Origin of the sequence: Neisseria sp. P0024.S006, assembly GCF_051956595.1 — a bacterium.
Lineage (GTDB): Bacteria > Pseudomonadota > Gammaproteobacteria > Burkholderiales > Neisseriaceae > Neisseria.
Map to the genome: position 1 here is coordinate 1 of NZ_JBQCXH010000032.1, position 484 is coordinate 484.

Consider the following 484-nt stretch of genomic DNA (forward strand, 5'->3'; position numbering starts at 1 on the left):
TTTTTTTTTTTTTTTGGTGGTGTGGTGGTTGTTTGGGTTTGTGTTTTTTTTTTTGTTGGTGGTGTTGGGTGTGTGTGGGGTGTGGTGTTGGGTGTGGGGGGTGGGGTTGGTGGTTTTTTGTTGGGGGGGGTTTGTGTGGTTTTGGGGTTGTGGTGTGTGGTGGTGTTTGTGTTGGTGTGTTGGTTGTTGGTTTTGGGTGGGGTGTTGTTGGGGTGTTGTGGCGTTGGGTTTTGTGTTGGGTGGGTGTGGTTTGGCGGTGTGTTTGTTGTGTTGGTGGTGGTTTTGTGTTTTTTGTTGTTTGGGTTGGGGTTGTGTGGGTTTTGGTGGTTGGGGTGTTTTGTTGATGGTTTTGCGCTCGTGTTGGTGGTGGGTTGTTGTGGGTTTGGGTGTGTGGTGTTGGTGGGGGTTGTGTGGGGGCTGTTGGGTGGGTTTTTGTTTTTGGGTGGTGGGGTTTTTGTTGTTTGTGAGTGTGTTAGCTTGTTTG

Annotated in this window: 1 protein-coding gene; it reads left to right on the plus strand. The window is 49.4% G+C overall.

The annotated features are described in order from the left end of the window. Positions 1-484, plus strand: a 484-nt coding sequence (locus tag ACTHUF_RS11110; protein ID WP_440407722.1) for a hypothetical protein, incomplete at both ends; no start/stop codon positions are given.